This is a genomic window from uncultured Tateyamaria sp. (genome assembly GCF_947503385.1).
In the GTDB taxonomy this organism is placed as follows: Bacteria; Pseudomonadota; Alphaproteobacteria; order Rhodobacterales; family Rhodobacteraceae; genus Tateyamaria.
The window spans coordinates 104,005-118,892 of the sequence record NZ_CANNDO010000004.1; the positions used below are offsets into that span (position 1 = coordinate 104,005).

Below are 14,888 nucleotides of genomic sequence, written 5' to 3' on the forward strand. Positions count from 1 at the left end.
ATCATGCGCGGCCCGCATTAAAGGACGGCGCTACCCGGCCATTGAGCATGGTCCTCACCTGATGGTCTCCGTCGGCGTCATTGCGACGGGCGTCGTGTACAGGGTGATGGGCGGCGTTTTTGCGGCCCTTGGCATTGCGCAGGGACTGCTGACGGTCTTTTGTGCGTTGGGCGGGCGTCTTGGGGGCCAAAGTGCCAATCGTGACCGGCGCGATCATCAGTGGCGCAGCCGCGTCGTGGTCAGCGTGAGGCGTGGAACAGGCCACAGGGGTCAGGACGCCATGGCGGCTCAGATGGCCGGTCATCGTCGCCCTTGCCCCTCCGCTCGTGACCTGAACCTTGCGCATCTGGCACAGATGCCACCGCCAAAAGCCCCTGCCCCACATCACACCGTCAGGGCGCTTTCCTCCCTCCGCATCGCCCGCTATAAGCACGGGCGAGCAAGATGTGGCATCCAGTGCCCAGTGCCAACAGGTTGAGGACTTCAATGACAAAAAGCACCCATGACGCGGACGTCGCCTTTATCCAGGCACTGGCGGAACTGCTGCGCGAGAACGACCTGACCGAACTACAGGTCAAACGTGAGTATGGCGAAGATGACAGCCTGAATGTGCGGGTCTCCCGCCAAAAGATACAGGCCGCAGCCCCGGCACCCGTTGCCGTCGCGGCCCCTGTCGCAGAGGCCCCCGCAGGTGCCCCAGCACCCGCAGCGGCGGAACCTGCTGCCGATCCGGTCAATGACCCCGGTGCGGTGACCTCCCCCATGGTGGGCACGGTCTATCTACAGGCTGAGCCCGGTGCGCCCGCTTTTGTCAGCGTCGGCGCGCAAGTGAACGAAGGCGACACGCTGATGATCGTCGAGGCGATGAAAACCATGAACCACATCCCCGCACCGCGCGCGGGCACCGTCAAGCGCATCCTCGTTGACGACGGCGCCGCGGTCGAGTTTGGCGCGCCGCTTGTGATCCTCGAATAAGGGGGCGGCCACGATGTTCAGCAAAATCCTAGTGGCGAACCGGGGCGAGATTGCCCTGCGCGTCATCCGTGCCGCCCGCGAGATGGGCATCGCCACCGTAGCGGTGCATTCGACTGCGGATGCGGATGCCATGCACGTGCGTATGGCCGACGAATCCGTCTGCATTGGCCCGCCCGCATCGCCGCAATCCTACCTTAGCTTTCCGGCCATCATTTCCGCCTGCGAAATCACGGGCGCCGAGGCCATCCACCCCGGATACGGCTTTCTGTCGGAGAACGCACAATTCGTTCAAATCGTCGAAGATCACGACCTGACATTCATCGGCCCCACAGCCGAGCATATCCGTGTCATGGGCGACAAGATCACCGCCAAAGACACGATGAAGGCGCTTGGCGTACCTTGTGTGCCCGGATCGGACGGCGGTGTCGCAACCCTCGAAGAAGCCAAGGCGCTTGGCGAGGAGATGGGCTACCCCGTCATCATCAAAGCCACCGCAGGTGGCGGCGGACGCGGCATGAAAGTGGCACAAACAGCCGCCGACATGGAAAGCGCGTTCATGACGGCCCGCGCCGAAGGCAAAGCGGCGTTTGGAAATGACGAAGTCTATATCGAAAAGTACCTGACAACGCCGCGCCATATCGAAATTCAGGTCTTTGGTGACGGCAAAGGACGCGCCGTGCATCTGGGCGAACGGGATTGTTCGCTGCAACGCCGCCACCAAAAGGTGTTCGAGGAGGCCCCCGGCCCCAGCATCAGCCCTGAAGAGCGCGCAGAGATCGGTCGCGTTTGTGCCGAGGCCGTGGCCAAGATCAATTATATCGGCGCAGGCACCATCGAGTTCCTCTATGAAAACGGTGAATTCTACTTCATCGAGATGAACACCCGCCTACAGGTCGAACACCCGGTCACAGAGGCCATCTTTGGTGTCGACCTCGTGCGTGAGCAGATTCGCGTGGCCGCAGGGCTCGACATGTCGTTCCATCAGGACGATCTCGAGATCAACGGCCACTCCATCGAGGTGCGGCTGAACGCGGAAAAGCTGCCCAACTTTTCCCCCTCTCCCGGCACGATCACGCAATATCACGCGCCCGGGGGCTTGGGTGTTCGGATCGATTCCGCGCTTTATGACGGCTACCGCATCCCACCTTACTACGACAGCCTGATCGGCAAGCTGATCGTGCATGGTCGCGACCGCGCCGAAGCCCTGTCGCGGCTCAACCGGGCCTTGGGCGAGCTAATCATTGACGGGATCGACACAACGGTGCCGCTGTTCCACGCCTTGTTGGCGGAAAAGGACATCCACACCGGTGATTACAACATCCACTGGCTGGAAAAATGGCTGGAGGCGCAGGAGGCCTAGTCTCTTGCGACGAGGTGGCAGAATGCCCGGCGCTTGCGCTCAGTCCTGAAATAGTCGCCCAGACCCTTCATGTCATTGATGGCAAGCTGATTGTCGTCGTACCAGTGACAGTCGTAACCCAGCGCCTGCGCCATGCGTTCCATCGCCAAAAAGCTTGGAATGCCGACAATGGCGCGCGCCTGCCCGGCGACCTGAGGCGTGGCGTTGGTCGGTTTGGCGGTGTCTTCCATCACCAGCGTGATGTTCGACCCTTTGGCCAACGCAAATTCACTGTCAATCAGGACCAGAGGCGCACCCAGACGCTTGATCAATTGCAGCAATCGAACGTGGTCCATGACGTGGTAAAATATCCCGAACAGCGCGACGACATCGTATTGTGCGCCCGCGGCAACTTCTGCTTCCAAGGCCTGCCACAGATCGGCGCAGCGCATCTGGACCCGCGACTTGAATGGCGTATCTGGAAAGCGCGCAAATTGGTCGACTGCCGCTTGGCGCCCTTCCACTGCGACGACTTCGGCCGCACCCGCAGCGGCAAGCGCATAGGCCCACCGCCCATCATGCGCGCCCAGATCCAAAACCCGTGCCCCGTTCAGCTGCGCGACAAAGGGCGAAATGAGCATCGCGTGCCGCTTGTTCAGGCGCAACACGGCCATGTCGTCCTCGCCGTAGCCGGGCAATTCCCCGAGAAAGTCAAAAAAGCCCACGTTCCCTCGCCTTTAACGTTCCTGCACTTCGCAGTACCCTGTCGCTATGTGCGTGGCAATTCAGCAGGCTGGACCCAAGAACATGAACGATCCCGCGCTGACACCTGCGATGCTGCTGCGCGGCTATGCCAACGGCATCTTTCCCATGGCCGAAACGCGCGACGACCCGGAGGTGTTCTGGGTCGACCCGAAACGGCGCGGCGTACTGCCGCTGGACGGATTTCATATGTCCCGGTCGCTGGCGCGGGCGATGCGGCGCAGCACATGGACGCTGCAACTGGACCGCGACTTTGAAGCGGTCGTAGACGGTTGCGCCGACCGCACAGACACGTGGATCAATCCGGAAATCCGACGCCTCTACTTTGCCCTGCACCTGCGCGGACATGCCCATTCTTTCGAAATCTGGGACGGCGCTGCATTGATTGGTGGCGTGTACGGCGTCGCGATGGGGGCGGCGTTTTTCGGGGAAAGCATGTTTTCGCGCCGCACGAACGCCTCGAAAATGGCGCTGGCCGGGGCGGTGGACCATTTGCGCCGCGGCGGTTTTGCCCTGTTTGACACGCAGTTTCTGACCGCTCATCTGGCAAGCCTTGGCGGCATCGAAATCTCACGTGCCGAATATCGCCGTCAGCTGGCCGACGCCTTGGAGCGCCCCGGACAGTTCTTGCCCACGCCACCCACGCTTCAGGACGTGGTGCAGCGCATGACCCAGATGTCGTAGCGCGCGTGTTCCATCGGGTTGAGCGCAGGAGCCGAGGCAATCATCCACCCGGAAAACAACGCGCCTTCGCGCCCGATCTCGGTGATCTGAAGGCCGGCATAGGCATTGCCGGACGGGTTCCCCGCCGGATAGCGGCATTCGGTCAGCGTGATGTTCAACCGCTCGAATTGTACCGTGCGCCCGGCGGGCAGAGCGATGTCCACAACCTCGCCACTGAACTTGTCCAGCCCACGCAGGATCGCACCGGTGGCATTTTCCGTCTGCACCTGCGCGCCTGCCGTGCCAGCCACAAAAACCAGACACGCCAAAACGGCACGCATCAGCTCTCGCCCCCGCCCGACACGAATTTGAGAAGGAGCGAGATCAGGCTGACCGACCCTTGGGTATCCGTAATTTCATCGCCTTCGGCAAAGTAGAACGGCGATCCCCCCGGTACGATCTCAACGAAATTCCCGCCAAGCAATCCTTCGGAACTGATCACGATGGCACTGTCATCAGGCACCTGTGTCGCTGCATTCAGCGATACGGTCGTGTCGGCGCGGAACGTGTCGGGGTTCAGAACAACATCCGTGACGGTGCCGACCTTGACCCCGGCAAGGCGGACGTCGGTGCCAATGTTCACGCCCTCGACGCTGCGAAAGCTGGCGGTGAGGTCATAGTCATCGCCGCCCCTGTCGCCCAGCCCCGCGATTTGCGCGCCATAGACGCCAAAAGCAATCGCCGCCGCCAGAACGGCGCCGCCCACCAGCACTTCGGTTGTGTTTTCAGCCATGTCCTGCCGCCCCTACTCGGGGCTCCACGCTTCGTAATCGGAACGGTCGGCGGGCTTGGCCTGCCGGATCGAGCCCGCTGGCGCATAAGCCATGGCGGTGCCGGTCAGGTTCGGCTGGTGCGGCTTTTCCCAATCCTTGCGCTTGAGCGGCTTTTCGGTGGGCGGTTCGTCCCACGTGCGGTGCAGCCAACCGTGCCATTCGGGATCCACCCGGCTGGCCTCGGCCTCTCCGTTGAAAATCACCCAGCGCTTGGCATCGTCGCGCGTGCGGTAGAACACGTTGCCTTGGCTGTCTTCGCCCACACGCTCGCCCTTGCGCCAGGTAAAGACCTGCGTGCCGATGGTCTGGCTGTTCCACCATGTGACCGCCCGCAAAAGTGTATTGAGAATGCCCATCCGCGCCTCCTTGCTCTTGTCCTTGTATATGGAGAACTCCGCGCCAGCCGTCCAGTGGCCCGGGTGACGCATGTGCGCGCAAGGCTGTGCAATCGCCAGTTTTTGTTGGCCGCACAGCACCGCACCGCCTATTATGTCCAAAAATGCAAAAGCCTGAGGCGCAGATCATGGCAAAAAAGACAAAACCACACGCCGCCCTGTGCCACGGGGTCAAAGTGCCCCATTCGCCTTTTCTGAACGAGACCCGGATTCGCCGCATGGGCGAGGGCAAATACGAGGGCGAGGAAATCCGCGGCGCGCTGGAGGTGATCCGCCCCGGAGATCGCGTGCTTGAGATGGGCTCTGGCCTTGGGGTTGTTGGCGCGGTGATCGCAAAGAACGCGAAACCAGAGGCGGTCCTGTCCTTTGAGGCGAACCCGAACCTGATCCCGCATATCAACGCCTTGTACGAACTGAACGGCTTGCAGGACCGGATCGAGGTCCGGCATCAGGTGGTCATGGCGGCCCCGGAACCGCCAGACCATGTGACGTTCCACCTGCGCACCTCGTTTTTGGGCTCATCCCTGATTGATCAGGACAAACGGCGCACGACCGGGGTCGATGTGCCCACAAAATCCTATGACGACGTTGTGGATGCGTTTCGTCCTGACGTGCTGGTGATGGATATCGAAGGCGGCGAACAGGATTTTTTGCGCCACGCCGATTTGCGGGGCATCCGCGCGATCATTATCGAGTTTCACCCCGACGTATACGGCAAGCCCGGCGCGCATGATTGCAAAACGATCCTCAAGAAAGCCGGCTTTGAAAAGCGCAAAGATGTCTCGACCCGCTTTGTCTGGGCCGCAACCCGGCCCGACTGGCAGGCGCATGGGGATGCCTCATGGCCGCGTCCCGATTTCGGCTGGTCCCATGCCACACAGACATTGACCAAGGCGATCATCAAGCCCACCGAAGGCGACAGTCTGATTGGCCCCGCAGGGGTGCAGGCCGCGGGTGGCGCGGACGTCCCCGTCGCCGCCCACTGGCGCAACACCCGCCGGATCACCATGCCCTTCGACACTCCGCCCGCGCCGCGCAAACCCCTCGCAGGGCGGTGGCTGTGGGGCGGCGTGCTGTATTGGAACTTTGCCCATTTCGTTGCGGAATCGCTGGGGCGGCTTTGGGCGCTTGATGGGGCCCCGCCAGTCGACGGGATTGTCTTTGTCCCCCGCCGCAGCGGCGACAGGACGGCCTTGTTGTCCTTTCAGACCGGCGTGTTCGAAGCGTTGGGCATTGATCTGCCCATCGTCGTGGCGGATGAGCCTATGGACGTCGAGGAACTGGTTGTGCCCGGTCAGGGCTTTGGTCTCGGCCCGATTGTCAAAGGCACGCCTGCCTTCCGCACCTTTATCCACACCCGCTTTGGCGAAGGGATTGCCCCGGACGGGCCTGAGCGGCTGTATATCTCGCGCAGCCAATTGTCGGTGAACCGGGGCGGTTTGCTGGGAGAATCCATCCTCGAACAGCATCTGCAAGACGAAGGCTACGAGGTGTTCTGCCCCGAAAAACACAGCATCGCCACCCAGATCGCGCGCTACAAAGCGGCGAAACAGATCGTGTCATGCGACGGCTCAGCGCTGCACCTCTATGCGCTGTGCGGGCGTTCGGATCAGGAGGTGGCAATGATCATCCGTCGCAAGTCAGCCGCCACCACACTGATCGAACGGCATATTGCGCATTTTACGGGCCGCGCGCCGCTGTCCATTGATTGCCTGCGGGCCGAGTGGCAGCAGCCGGGCACACGGCGCGCCAGATTGGTGGTGGGCGAGCCGGACATGCCCGCATTGCAAAATGCTTTGCAAGCGGGCGGCTTTGTCTCGGGCGGACCGGCATGGCCCGCTCTGACACCGGATTTCATTCGTGAGGCGTTGGGCCCCCGCTTTCAGGTGGCTGCTTAAGCCGCGCGGGGCTTGTACGCCGTCACCTCGATTTCGATCCGGTATTTCGGGTCGATCAATCCGCATTCGATCATTGTCGCCGCCGGGGGATGTGTCCCAAATGTCTCTGCCAGAATGGGCCAGCACGGCTCAAATTGGTGCCGGTCGGGCAGCATATATGTCACCCGCACCACATCGGCCCAGTCCGCACCGGCCTCGGTCAGGGCTGCGTGGATGATGCGCAGGGCATCGCGGCATTGCTCGGTCACGTCATCGCCCTGCCCGACCGTGCCCGCCACGTGAATCCAGTCCCCGGCCACAACGGCGCGGCAATAGCCCACCTTGGGTTCAAACGCGCCGCCGGAATGAATGCGAGTGATGGTCATAGGCGCCTCCTTGTGCTGACGCGCACACAAAAGCGGCTGTTGGCGTAACGCGTCAACGCGCAGAGACATGTGCAGCCAGCGCGTCCACTGCGTGAGTCCAGCCGCCTTCGACCTCTTCCATCATCTCTTCTCCGGCGAAATTCGCGATGTGTACTGTGGCGCGGAGTTGCGTGCCGGCACCCTCTTCGGTCAACTCAAACGTGGCAAAGCCGGTGGCCAATACCTCGCCGTCGGCGCTGAGCGTTTCAGCGTAAATCAGGCGGGTCGGCGCCTCGATCACCACCCAATCGGTCGCGACATCCACATATGGATTGTCGCGCGGCCCCACCCGCGCCATCTCGCGTGCACCCGGAACCGGCGTCACCGGCGCATCAATCAGCACCACGAAACCTGTGTCCGGTGGCCCCCACGCCATGCGTTCCTCGGGCGAGATCAACGCCTCGAACACGCGCGCAGGCGCTGCGTTCATTTGTCGGTCAAAGTGCAACTGTCCAAATTGGGTGCTCATTGCTTGGTCTCCTGTGCCGTCGCGTCAAGATGTGCGGCCAACCGGTCCAGCTTGCCTGCCCAGCGATCCCGGGCCCGGTTCAGCCACTGCTCCGCCGAGCCAAGCGCCTCCGGGTGCAATTGACACAACCGCACCCGCCCGTCCTTGCGCGTGGTGATCACCCCCGCCCCTTCCAGCCGGTCCACATGTTTCAAAAAGCTGGGCAACGCCATGTCATGGGGCGCCGCCAGTGCAGAAACCGGCTTGGGTCCATCCAGAAGGGCGTCGATCACTGCCCGCCGGGTTGGGTCGGCCAGTGCCGCAAACAAAAGGGAAAGCGTATCGTGCTGTGTGTTAGCCATAAGGCTAAGTAACATGAGGTATACGCGCGCGCCATCAAAAACTTAGCCATATGGGTAACTAAATGGGATGAAAAAAGGGGCGAGTTCTCACCCACCCCTTAAAATCTCATCCACATCAAGATGTTAGCCCGCGCTCGCCGGCTCTTTCTCCGCATCGGCGTAGATCATCAGGGGGGCGGCATCTGACGTGACGGCCTCTTCGTTCACGACCACTTCGGTCACCTGCTCCAGTCCGGGCAGGTCGAACATCGTGTCGAGCAGGATATCCTCGAGGATGGACCGCAGGCCCCGCGCACCGGTTTTGCGTTCGATCGCACGTTTGGCAATCGCCGCCAGCGCGTCGTCGGTAAACGTCAGATCGGTGTCTTCAAGCTCGAACAGGCGTTGGTACTGCTTGACCAGCGCGTTCTTGGGGGCTGTCAGGATCGTGACCAGCGCATCTTCGTCCAGATCTTCGAGCGTCGCCAACACAGGCAAACGGCCCACGAATTCCGGGATCAGGCCAAATTTCAGCAGGTCTTCGGGCTCAAGCTCGGTAAAGATTTCGCCGACGCCGCGTGCGTCATTGTCCCGCACGTCCGCGCCAAAGCCCATGGCGGACCCCTTGCCGCGCTGCGCGATGATCTTGTCCAAACCGGCAAAGGCACCGCCGCAGATGAACAGGATGTTCGTGGTGTCCACTTGCAGGAATTCCTGCTGCGGATGCTTGCGCCCGCCCTGCGGCGGCACAGAGGCCACGGTGCCCTCCATCAGCTTGAGCAATGCCTGCTGCACGCCCTCACCCGACACGTCGCGGGTGATGGACGGGTTTTCCGACTTGCGCGTGATCTTGTCGACCTCGTCGATGTAGACGATGCCGCGCTGCGCGCGCTCGACATTGTACTCGGACGCCTGCAACAGCTTGAGGATGATGTTTTCCACATCTTCGCCCACATAGCCCGCTTCGGTCAGCGTGGTGGCATCGGCCATGGTGAACGGCACGTCAAGGATTCGCGCCAGCGTCTGCGCCAGCAGCGTCTTGCCGCAGCCCGTTGGGCCGATCAGCAGAATGTTGGATTTCGCCAGTTCAATATCCCCGCCCTTTTGGGCGTGATTGAGGCGTTTGTAGTGGTTGTGCACCGCCACCGACAGCACGCGTTTGGCCGTCGCCTGACCGATCACGTAATCGTCCAGCACGCCGCAGATATCCTTGGGCGTGGGCACGCCATCTGTGGCCTTGAGACCGCTTGCCTTGGTCTCTTCTCGGATGATGTCCATGCACAGCTCGACGCACTCGTCGCAGATGAATACTGTCGGGCCCGCGATCAGCTTGCGCACCTCGTGCTGGCTCTTGCCGCAAAAGCTGCAATACAGGGTGTTCTTGCTGTCGCCCGAATTCGTGGCCATGTCGCGTCCTTTCCGGCCGGAGCCGTCGTCAAATCGCCGGTCAAAACCGACGCGCGCCCCGCGTTGCATGTCAGCTTAGGACAGGCCCGCGGGGTCCACAATCGTCTTTTTACGCAACAGTGGCGTCACGCACACAGCACAGTTTCGTGTGCCGCAAAGTTAACTATCCTCGTCGTCAGCCTTGGCGCGGTTTTCGACAATCTCGTCGAGATGCCCCCAGTCCTTGGCCTCTTCCGGCGTCATCCACGTGTCGCGATCCAGCGCCTGTTGTACCGTTTCGTAATCCTGGCCTGCGTGCTTGACATACAATTGGTAAATCCGCTCGCGGGTGCGTTCGATATGACGGGCCGAAATGAGCATATCCGCCGCCATCCCCTGTGCCCCGCCAGAGGGCTGGTGCACCATCACTTCGGAATTGGGCAGGGCAAAACGCATTCCCGGCTCGCCACCGATCGCAATCACCGACCCCATGGACGCCGCCATGCCGCAAATCAGCGTGGACACTTTGGGTTTGATATATTGCATCGTGTCGTAGATCGAGAAACCGGCCGTCACCTCACCGCCGGGCGAGTTGATGTACATGCTGATTTCCTTCGACGGGTTTTCCGCCTCAAGGTGCAGCAACTGGGCCACGACAAGATGGCTCATTCCCGAATGAATCGGGCCGTTGATGAACACGATCCGCTCCTTCAGGAGGCGGGAAAAGATGTCATAGGCCCGCTCGCCCCGGCTGGTCTGTTCGACCACCATGGGCACCAGATTGTTGGTAATATTTGCATATTGTTCGATGGGGTCGCGCATGTCTTTCCTGCCTCGTCAGACTTTCGGCGGGACCATACCCGCAAAAGTGTTACGTGAGTCTTAGTATCGGCCCCCGGGGGCTGCAAGGCCATGCGAACGCTTGAAGCGCCGTCCGCGCCCGCTAGCTGCGCTTGCATGACCCAAGCATTGACCCGATTTCCGCCCACCCGCACCGCCGCCCTTGAGGCGTTGCAACGCTTTGTGCCCCATGCCGGCCGCGACTATGCCGCACGGCGCAATTATGATCTGGGCCGCGATGCGCATCAGGGTGTGTCGCAGCTTTCGCCCTATATCCGCTGCCGTTTGTTGACCGAGCAGGAGGTTTTGGAAGCGGTGTTGGGTCGGTTTTCGCCCGCCTCGGCGGAAAAATTCATCCAAGAGGTCTACTGGCGGACCTATTGGAAAGGCTGGCTGGAGATGCGCCCAACGGTCTGGACGCGCTATCAGGCGGACCTGCGGCGCGCGATTGACGACGTTCAAACCCAAGCCGGTCTGCGCGACAGGTGGGAGGCGGCCTGCACAGGCACCACCGAAATCGAATGCTTTAACGCGTGGGCGCAAGAGCTTGTTGAAACAGGATATTTGCACAATCACGCCCGGATGTGGTTTGCGTCGATCTGGATTTTCACTTTGCAGTTGCCGTGGGAATTGGGTGCCGATTTCTTTCTGCGGCATCTGCTGGATGGCGATCCTGCGTCCAACACGCTCGGCTGGCGCTGGGTTGCGGGGCAGCAGACACCGGGCAAGACGTATCTTGCCCGTACGTCCAACATATCCAAGTACACCGAAGGGCGGTTTGCGCCGAAATGGCAATTGGCCGGAGAGGCGCCGCCGGTGCCGGGTGCGCCCAATCCCGACCGTCAACCGCTGCGCCCCGGCGACACGGCAGTGCCTAGCCCGAAAACCGGCCTGTTGCTGCATGATGATGATCTGAGCCCCGGTTTTCTGCTGGACGCAGGCATCACGCCCATCGCCACCGCCTGCATCAACACACGAACCAATCTGTCGCCATTGCAGGTGGCAGCGCATGTGGCGGCCTTCGCGGGTGGCGCGCAGGAAGACGTTGTGGCGCGTTATGGTGATCGTCTGGGGGATGTGGCGATGGTGGACCCCACTGCGGACGCGCTCAGGATGTGGGCGGACGCGCACCGGCTGGACCAGATTGTCACGGCAGACACACCCACCGGACCCAACGCCACATTGGTGTCGGACCTGATGCGGCTGGACAATGTGCCGCCGATCCGGCGCGTGCGGCGCAGCTATGATGACGACGCCTGGCCCCATGCCACCCACGGTTTCTTTCGGTTCAAGGACAAGATCCCTGCCCTGCTGGGCCAACTGCGCGGGATGCGCGCAGCGGGCTAGGCCAGTGTCACTGCAAACATTCGGCCAGCGATGACCCCATGTTGCGCAACAGTGCCGGATACAGGTCCGGCCCTGCGGTCAAAGTTGCCCCAATCGGGTCAATCTCGCCCAGCTTGGTCGCCCCAACAGCATCCATCAGACCGGGGTTGAACTGCGGCTCCGTCAACGCGCACACGGCACCAAACTCATCAATGCGCGCGCGCAATTCCGCCACACGACCGGCACTGGCCGAGGCCGCGTCACTGGCCGACACGGCGCCCACGGCCTCTACGCCAAACCGCTCTTCAAAGTAATGATAAGCGTCATGGAACACCACAAACGGGCGACCCTGCACCGATGCGAGTGTGGCGCGAATGTCAGCCTCAACCGCGGCCATATCCTTGGCGAATTGCACCGCGTTGGCGGCATAGGTGCCCGCATTTTCAGGATCCATATTGCTCAGTTGTGTGGCAATTGCATCGGCCCAGGTGACCGCGTTGCGCGGGTCGAGCCATGCGTGCGGGTCTGCGCCCTCACTCTGCGCGCTGTGATTATGTGCGTGCGCATGATCGTCGTGGTCATGCTTGTCGTCTGCGTTGTCCGCGTGGTCTTCGTGGTCGTGGCCATCCTCATGCCCATGATCACTGTGATCATCCTTGTCTGCGGCGTGGTCGGCGTGGTCCGCATGTTCATCATCCTTGGCATGTGCCGTGTCGTCATGCCCATGCTCTTCGTGTCCATGCTCTTCGTGCCCATGCTCTTCGTGCCCGTGCTCGCCGTGGTCATGGCCCTCATGCCCCGCCTCGAAGGCCGCCCCCTCCCGCATCCCGAGCAGCTGTGTGCCCGGCACGTCCAGAAGCGTCAAAACCTCGGCCTGCGCCCCCAATGTCTCGATTGGTCCTTCCATCCAATTGGCAAGCGCAGGGCCCATCCAAACCACCAACTCCGCGTGGTCCAATGCGCGCGCCTCGCTTGGGCGCAGGCTGTAGCCGTGCGGCGACGCCGTGGGCGGCACGATAAGCGCAGGTTCAGCGACCCCGTGCATCACCGCCGCCACAACGGAATGCACCGGCGCAATATCGACCACCACACGGGGCGGGTCTGCCGCAACCGCACCGGGGATCAGGCAAAGGGCAAGGGCGGAAACGCGCATCAGAGGCTCCATTATGTTATGTTATAACGCATGTAGAGCATTGATAATCGTTATGCTATAACATATCAAGCGCCATCTCAGGAGGACATGATGACCCCCATCGGCTTTGAAGCCCACGACCACGCCGACTGTGTGCGCACCACGCTTGAGCAGGCCGAAAAGGTGTGCAAGGCGCGGCGGCTGCGCCTCACGCCGATCCGACGGCGCGCGCTGGAGATCCTGCTGGCCGAACATCGCGCGCTTGGTGCCTACGACCTGCTGGCCGTTCTGGCAGCCGAGGGCTTGGGCACGGCGCCGCCCGTCGCTTACCGGGCACTTGATTTCCTGACGAGCGCCGGATTTGCCCACAAGATCGAGGGGCTGAACGCCTATATCGCCTGCGCGCATCTGGGGGCCGATCACACGCCAGCGTTCCTGATTTGCACCGCCTGCAAATCAGTGGCAGAGGCTGAAACACAAACCACCAAGGGGCGGCTGGCCGAAGCGGCCCGCGATTCCGGCTTTCACATCGAACGCACCGTGATCGAGGCGCTTGGCCTCTGCCCCGCCTGTCAGGATGCGGCGTGATGTTGATTTCGGCCAAGGGACTGACGCTGGCACAGGGCGGCGCGCCAGTGATGCGCAATGTCGACTTTGACCTCGACCGCGGGGAAATCGTGACATTGGTGGGCCCGAACGGGTCGGGAAAATCCACATTGGTCAAAGGGTTGATCGGCGCCCTGCCCCCCACCGCGGGCACCGTGACCCGGATGCCGGGGCTGCGCATTGGCTATGTCCCGCAGAGCCTGCAACTTGATGGGTTTCTCCCCCTGACCGTCCAAGGGTTTCTGGGCCTGCCCACACGCCAGCCTGCCCGCGACGTCGACCGCGCCCTGACCGAGGCAGGCGTGCCCGGGCTTGCCAAACGCCAGATGAAGGCCCTGTCAGGCGGCCAGTTCCAACGCGTGCTGCTGGCCCGCGCGCTGCTGATGCGCCCCGATGTCCTGATCCTCGACGAGGCGACCCAAGGGCTGGACCAGCCCGGCGCCGCCGCGTTCTATCGCCAGATCGCCGCCGTGCGCAGCGAATTGAACTGCGCCGTGCTGATGGTCAGCCACGACATGCATGTGGTTATGGCGGCCTCTGACCGGGTGCTGTGCCTCAATGGCCACGTCTGCTGTCAAGGCACGCCCGACGTGGTGCAAAGCGCACCTGAATACCGCGCCCTCTTTGGCAGCGGCACACAAGGTGCGTTTGCGCTGTACCGCCACGAACACGATCACGATCACGACCATCATCATCACGACCATGCTTGACGATTTCCTAGTGCGCGCGGGGCTGGCCGGGATCGGCACCGCATTGGCTGCTGCCCCGCTGGGCTGCTTTGTCGTGTGGCGGCGCATGGCCTATTTCGGCGATGCCACTGCCCATGCCGCCCTGCTGGGTGTGGCGCTGTCGCTGGCGCTGCAAGGCCCCGTGATGCTGGGGGTGCTGGCCGCCGCTTTGGTCATGGCGATCACCGTACAGGCCATGACCGGGGTCGGCCTTGCTCAGGACACCAGCCTTGGCGTTCTGGCGCATAGCGCGCTGGCCGCAGGTCTGGTCGGCGTGTCCTTTATCTCGGGCGTGCGCGTTGATCTGATGGCCTATCTCTTTGGCGATATTCTGGCGGTCACGGTCACGGACCTTGCGCTCATCTGGGGCGGCGCGGCGATTGTGGTTGGCCTGATGATCTGGCGCTGGCAACGGCTGCTGACGGCGACGCTGAACCCTGATTTGGCACAGGCCAGCGGCATTTCGGCCCGGGTCGAAGGGTTGGTGCTGACCATCGCGCTCGCTCTGACGGTGGCGGTCGCGATCAAGGCGGTGGGCGCGCTGCTGATTGGTGCGCTGCTGGTGATCCCACCGGCGGCAGCGCGTCCCCTCGCTCGCACGCCCGAAGCCATGGCGCTGCTGACTGCGCTCATTGGATGCGCTGCGACGCTTCTGGGCCTTGCCGGGTCGCTGCAATTCGACACACCCACGGGGCCCAGCATCGTATGTGCCGCCGCGGCAGCCTTTGCTGTCAGCGCAGTGGGCGCTCGCATCTGGTCAAAGCGTTGATGGGACGGCGGGCGGGGCGCCTTTGCGCAGCAAACAGCGTCCG

19 protein-coding genes are annotated in these 14,888 nt (G+C 62.4%); 8 read left to right on the forward strand and 11 right to left on the reverse strand.

Annotated features, from left to right (window positions below):
* Nucleotide 1 precedes the first annotated feature (1 nt).
* Nucleotides 2–304, reverse strand: a complete 303-nt coding sequence (locus Q1A85_RS14335; RefSeq protein ID WP_299690627.1) for a hypothetical protein — start codon at nucleotides 302–304, stop codon at nucleotides 2–4.
* Nucleotides 305–486: 182 nt separating this feature from the next.
* Here Q1A85_RS14335 and accB point away from each other — a divergent pair, with 182 nt between their 5' ends.
* Nucleotides 487–975, forward strand: a complete 489-nt coding sequence (gene accB / locus Q1A85_RS14340) for an acetyl-CoA carboxylase biotin carboxyl carrier protein (protein WP_299690631.1) — start codon at nucleotides 487–489, stop codon at nucleotides 973–975.
* A 13-nt stretch (nucleotides 976–988) separates the two neighbouring features.
* Entirely contained in the window at nucleotides 989–2,335 is a 1,347-nt protein-coding gene (gene accC, locus Q1A85_RS14345) for an acetyl-CoA carboxylase biotin carboxylase subunit (protein ID WP_299690634.1), read from the forward strand.
* Here accC and Q1A85_RS14350 read toward each other — a convergent pair.
* Nucleotides 2,332–3,039 (reverse strand): methyltransferase domain-containing protein, encoded by a 708-nt coding sequence (locus Q1A85_RS14350; RefSeq protein WP_299690638.1) that lies wholly within the window; start codon nucleotides 3,037–3,039, stop codon nucleotides 2,332–2,334. The two genes, accC and Q1A85_RS14350, sit on opposite strands and share 4 nt — an antisense overlap.
* An 82-nt stretch (nucleotides 3,040–3,121) precedes the next feature.
* Here Q1A85_RS14350 and aat point away from each other — a divergent pair, with 82 nt between their 5' ends.
* The gene (aat, locus tag Q1A85_RS14355) at nucleotides 3,122–3,760 is read left to right on the forward strand and encodes a leucyl/phenylalanyl-tRNA--protein transferase (protein WP_299690641.1); all 639 of its coding nucleotides are present in this window, start codon (nucleotides 3,122–3,124) and stop codon (nucleotides 3,758–3,760) included.
* On the opposite strand, the gene Q1A85_RS14360 is transcribed toward aat, so the two are convergent.
* From Q1A85_RS14360 to Q1A85_RS14370, 3 genes are read right to left on the reverse strand one after another with little or no spacing between them, the layout of a single operon-like run.
* Nucleotides 3,724–4,080, reverse strand: coding sequence for a DUF2155 domain-containing protein (locus tag Q1A85_RS14360; RefSeq protein WP_299690645.1), 357 nt, complete (start codon nucleotides 4,078–4,080; stop codon nucleotides 3,724–3,726). The two genes, aat and Q1A85_RS14360, sit on opposite strands and share 37 nt — an antisense overlap.
* On the reverse strand, nucleotides 4,080–4,532 hold the full coding sequence (mlaD, locus tag Q1A85_RS14365) for an outer membrane lipid asymmetry maintenance protein MlaD (RefSeq protein WP_299690648.1): 453 nt from the start codon (nucleotides 4,530–4,532) through the stop codon (nucleotides 4,080–4,082). Before mlaD ends, Q1A85_RS14360 begins: the two co-directional genes overlap by 1 nt.
* A gap of 12 nt (nucleotides 4,533–4,544) precedes the next feature.
* Nucleotides 4,545–4,928 carry an NADH:ubiquinone oxidoreductase subunit NDUFA12 gene (locus tag Q1A85_RS14370; protein WP_299690651.1) on the reverse strand — a complete coding sequence of 128 codons (384 nt, stop codon included), beginning with the start codon at nucleotides 4,926–4,928 and terminating at the stop codon, nucleotides 4,545–4,547.
* A 167-nt stretch (nucleotides 4,929–5,095) separates the two neighbouring features.
* Between Q1A85_RS14370 and Q1A85_RS14375 the strand changes: the two genes are divergently transcribed.
* Complete coding sequence (locus Q1A85_RS14375; protein WP_299690654.1) at nucleotides 5,096–6,865, forward strand: FkbM family methyltransferase; 1,770 nt, start codon at nucleotides 5,096–5,098, stop codon at nucleotides 6,863–6,865.
* On the opposite strand, the gene Q1A85_RS14380 is transcribed toward Q1A85_RS14375, so the two are convergent.
* The 5 genes from Q1A85_RS14380 to Q1A85_RS14400 form a co-directional block, all read right to left on the reverse strand.
* Nucleotides 6,862–7,230 (reverse strand): RidA family protein, encoded by a 369-nt coding sequence (locus Q1A85_RS14380; RefSeq protein WP_299690657.1) that lies wholly within the window; start codon nucleotides 7,228–7,230, stop codon nucleotides 6,862–6,864. The genes Q1A85_RS14375 and Q1A85_RS14380 overlap by 4 nt on opposite strands.
* A 52-nt stretch (nucleotides 7,231–7,282) precedes the next feature.
* Nucleotides 7,283–7,738, reverse strand: coding sequence for an SRPBCC domain-containing protein (locus tag Q1A85_RS14385; protein WP_299690660.1), 456 nt, complete (start codon nucleotides 7,736–7,738; stop codon nucleotides 7,283–7,285).
* Nucleotides 7,735–8,079, reverse strand: a complete 345-nt coding sequence (locus tag Q1A85_RS14390) for a metalloregulator ArsR/SmtB family transcription factor (RefSeq protein WP_299690663.1) — start codon at nucleotides 8,077–8,079, stop codon at nucleotides 7,735–7,737. Before Q1A85_RS14390 ends, Q1A85_RS14385 begins: the two co-directional genes overlap by 4 nt.
* Before the next feature lie 123 nt (nucleotides 8,080–8,202).
* A complete protein-coding gene (clpX, locus tag Q1A85_RS14395; protein ID WP_299690667.1) occupies nucleotides 8,203–9,465 on the reverse strand; it encodes an ATP-dependent Clp protease ATP-binding subunit ClpX in 1,263 nt (420 codons plus the stop codon).
* Nucleotides 9,466–9,624: 159 nt separating this feature from the next.
* Nucleotides 9,625–10,266, reverse strand: a complete 642-nt coding sequence (locus tag Q1A85_RS14400) for an ATP-dependent Clp protease proteolytic subunit (protein WP_299690670.1) — start codon at nucleotides 10,264–10,266, stop codon at nucleotides 9,625–9,627.
* 135 nt (nucleotides 10,267–10,401) lie between these two features.
* On the opposite strand from Q1A85_RS14400, the gene Q1A85_RS14405 reads away from it, so the two are divergent.
* Nucleotides 10,402–11,631: an FAD-binding domain-containing protein gene (locus Q1A85_RS14405; RefSeq protein ID WP_299690673.1), complete on the forward strand. Its 1,230-nt coding sequence runs from the start codon at nucleotides 10,402–10,404 to the stop codon at nucleotides 11,629–11,631.
* Nucleotides 11,632–11,638: 7 nt separating this feature from the next.
* On the opposite strand, the gene Q1A85_RS14410 is transcribed toward Q1A85_RS14405, so the two are convergent.
* Complete coding sequence (locus Q1A85_RS14410; RefSeq protein ID WP_299690676.1) at nucleotides 11,639–12,763, reverse strand: zinc ABC transporter substrate-binding protein; 1,125 nt, start codon at nucleotides 12,761–12,763, stop codon at nucleotides 11,639–11,641.
* 90 nt (nucleotides 12,764–12,853) lie between these two features.
* Here Q1A85_RS14410 and Q1A85_RS14415 point away from each other — a divergent pair, with 90 nt between their 5' ends.
* From Q1A85_RS14415 to Q1A85_RS14425, 3 genes are read left to right on the forward strand one after another with little or no spacing between them, the layout of a single operon-like run.
* Nucleotides 12,854–13,330, forward strand: coding sequence for a transcriptional repressor (locus tag Q1A85_RS14415; RefSeq protein ID WP_299691444.1), 477 nt, complete (start codon nucleotides 12,854–12,856; stop codon nucleotides 13,328–13,330).
* Nucleotides 13,330–14,058, forward strand: a complete 729-nt coding sequence (locus Q1A85_RS14420; RefSeq protein ID WP_299690679.1) for a metal ABC transporter ATP-binding protein — start codon at nucleotides 13,330–13,332, stop codon at nucleotides 14,056–14,058. The genes Q1A85_RS14415 and Q1A85_RS14420 overlap by 1 nt, the downstream gene beginning before the upstream one ends.
* Entirely contained in the window at nucleotides 14,051–14,845 is a 795-nt protein-coding gene (locus tag Q1A85_RS14425; protein WP_299691447.1) for a metal ABC transporter permease, read from the forward strand. The genes Q1A85_RS14420 and Q1A85_RS14425 overlap by 8 nt, the downstream gene beginning before the upstream one ends.
* Nucleotides 14,846–14,888: the final 43 nt, after the last annotated feature.

What these genes read in the sequence shown, in the direction of transcription:
- Q1A85_RS14425 (WP_299691447.1), top strand. Translation starts at nt 14,051, where the DNA reads ATGCTTGACGATTTCCTAGTGCGCGCGGGGCTGGCCGGGATCGGCACC.
- mlaD (WP_299690648.1), bottom strand. Translation starts at nt 4,532, where the DNA reads ATGGCTGAAAACACAACCGAAGTGCTGGTGGGCGGCGCCGTTCTGGCG.
- Q1A85_RS14410 (WP_299690676.1), bottom strand. Translation starts at nt 12,763, where the DNA reads ATGCGCGTTTCCGCCCTTGCCCTTTGCCTGATCCCCGGTGCGGTTGCG.
- Q1A85_RS14360 (WP_299690645.1), bottom strand. Translation starts at nt 4,080, where the DNA reads ATGCGTGCCGTTTTGGCGTGTCTGGTTTTTGTGGCTGGCACGGCAGGC.
- Q1A85_RS14405 (WP_299690673.1), top strand. Translation starts at nt 10,402, where the DNA reads ATGACCCAAGCATTGACCCGATTTCCGCCCACCCGCACCGCCGCCCTT.
- Q1A85_RS14370 (WP_299690651.1), bottom strand. Translation starts at nt 4,928, where the DNA reads ATGGGCATTCTCAATACACTTTTGCGGGCGGTCACATGGTGGAACAGC.
- Q1A85_RS14390 (WP_299690663.1), bottom strand. Translation starts at nt 8,079, where the DNA reads ATGGCTAACACACAGCACGATACGCTTTCCCTTTTGTTTGCGGCACTG.
- accC (WP_299690634.1), top strand. Translation starts at nt 989, where the DNA reads ATGTTCAGCAAAATCCTAGTGGCGAACCGGGGCGAGATTGCCCTGCGC.
- accB (WP_299690631.1), top strand. Translation starts at nt 487, where the DNA reads ATGACAAAAAGCACCCATGACGCGGACGTCGCCTTTATCCAGGCACTG.
- Q1A85_RS14335 (WP_299690627.1), bottom strand. Translation starts at nt 304, where the DNA reads ATGACCGGCCATCTGAGCCGCCATGGCGTCCTGACCCCTGTGGCCTGT.
- Q1A85_RS14400 (WP_299690670.1), bottom strand. Translation starts at nt 10,266, where the DNA reads ATGCGCGACCCCATCGAACAATATGCAAATATTACCAACAATCTGGTG.
- Q1A85_RS14380 (WP_299690657.1), bottom strand. Translation starts at nt 7,230, where the DNA reads ATGACCATCACTCGCATTCATTCCGGCGGCGCGTTTGAACCCAAGGTG.
- Q1A85_RS14385 (WP_299690660.1), bottom strand. Translation starts at nt 7,738, where the DNA reads ATGAGCACCCAATTTGGACAGTTGCACTTTGACCGACAAATGAACGCA.
- aat (WP_299690641.1), top strand. Translation starts at nt 3,122, where the DNA reads ATGAACGATCCCGCGCTGACACCTGCGATGCTGCTGCGCGGCTATGCC.
- Q1A85_RS14415 (WP_299691444.1), top strand. Translation starts at nt 12,854, where the DNA reads ATGACCCCCATCGGCTTTGAAGCCCACGACCACGCCGACTGTGTGCGC.
- clpX (WP_299690667.1), bottom strand. Translation starts at nt 9,465, where the DNA reads ATGGCCACGAATTCGGGCGACAGCAAGAACACCCTGTATTGCAGCTTT.
- Q1A85_RS14375 (WP_299690654.1), top strand. Translation starts at nt 5,096, where the DNA reads ATGGCAAAAAAGACAAAACCACACGCCGCCCTGTGCCACGGGGTCAAA.
- Q1A85_RS14420 (WP_299690679.1), top strand. Translation starts at nt 13,330, where the DNA reads ATGTTGATTTCGGCCAAGGGACTGACGCTGGCACAGGGCGGCGCGCCA.